This window comes from Streptococcus sp. 1559 (assembly GCF_013276735.1).
Lineage (GTDB): Bacteria > Bacillota > Bacilli > Lactobacillales > Streptococcaceae > Streptococcus > Streptococcus pseudopneumoniae.
Genome location: NZ_VMLO01000136.1, coordinates 1 through 1,095, shown reverse-complemented (window position 1 = coordinate 1,095; position 1,095 = coordinate 1). Strand labels below are relative to the sequence as shown.

Annotated in this window: 1 tRNA gene, 2 rRNA genes and 2 pseudogenes; 3 read left to right on the top strand and 2 right to left on the bottom strand. The window is 40.6% G+C overall.

The annotated features are described in order from the left end of the window. The 3 genes from HT688_RS11425 to HT688_RS11415 form a co-directional block, all read left to right on the top strand. Positions 1–154 (top strand): 23S ribosomal RNA (locus HT688_RS11425); the annotation flags it as partial. 76 nt (positions 155–230) lie between these two features. Then, positions 231–346 (top strand): 5S ribosomal RNA (rrf, locus tag HT688_RS11420). A gap of 5 nt (positions 347–351) precedes the next feature. Next, positions 352–425, top strand: a tRNA-Asn gene (locus HT688_RS11415). A 147-nt stretch (positions 426–572) separates the two neighbouring features. Here HT688_RS11415 and HT688_RS12325 read toward each other — a convergent pair. Together HT688_RS12325 and HT688_RS12320 are read right to left on the bottom strand one after the other, a co-directional pair. Further along, positions 573–701 (bottom strand): annotated as a pseudogene (locus tag HT688_RS12325) (transposase); the annotation flags it as partial. Further along, positions 700–1,095, bottom strand: a pseudogene (locus tag HT688_RS12320) (IS630 family transposase); the annotation flags it as partial. The pseudogenes HT688_RS12325 and HT688_RS12320, both read right to left, overlap by 2 nt.

Here is a 1,095-nt window from a genome sequence, read left to right as displayed (position 1 = left end):
GAAAGCATCTAAGTGTGAAACCCACCTCAAGATGAGATTTCCCATGATTATATATCAGTAAGAGCCCTGAGAGATGATCAGGTAGATAGGTTAGAAGTGGAAGTGTGGCGACACATGTAGCGGACTAATACTAATAGCTCGAGGACTTATCCAAAGTAACTGAGAATACGAAAGCGAACGGTTTTCTTGATTTGAATAGATATTCAATTTTGAGTAGGTATTACTCAGAGTTAAGTGACGATAGCCTAGGAGATACACCTGTACCCATGCCGAACACAGAAGTTAAGCCCTAGAACGCCGGAAGTAGTTGGGGGTTGCCCCCTGTGAGATAGGGAAGTCGCTTAGCTTTAATCCGCCATAGCTCAGTTGGTAGTAGCGCATGACTGTTAATCATGATGTCGTAGGTTCGAGTCCTACTGGCGGAGTAATTTAGTTAAGAGGTTTAGGCCTCTTTTTTTGTTATGTAATAATAATCTATCTCGTGTTATTAGAGGCGAGACATTTTTCGGCTCTTTGTCAACTGTAGTGGGTTGATGAAAAGCTAATCTCGAGAAAGGGCAAATTTCGTCATTTTTTTTGAAGTTTTTAAAGTTCCGAAAACCAAAGGCGTTGCGTTTGATAAGTTTGATGAGATTATTAGTGACTTCTAGTTTGGCGTTAGAATAGGCTAGTTTAAGGGCATTGACAATTTTCTCGTTATCAGCGTTCTAAACATTCAAAAATAGTTGGGACTTCCCTTAATAAATCTGTTACTTTCTTTTTCAAGATAGCCCAAGCTTGCTCAATAGGATTCAAATCTGGTGAATAAGGCGGTAGAGGTAAGAAAAAGTGTTTATCTTGGATGCAGAGTTCATCCAAAATGTTCTTGGGATCAAAACTAGCATTGTCCATGATAATAACATGAGGTGTCTTCAAAGCAGGCAGGAGTTGCGTTTTGAACCACTCCACAAAGAAATCGCTTGTCCTGCTGTTCTTGTAAATCATGGGAGCTATAAACTCTCCGTCTACTTGTCCTGCAACAATTGAAGTTCGCTCAAAACGACGTCCGCTAATCTTTTCATAGACTTTCTCCCCTCTAGGAGCCCCTGCATAAGG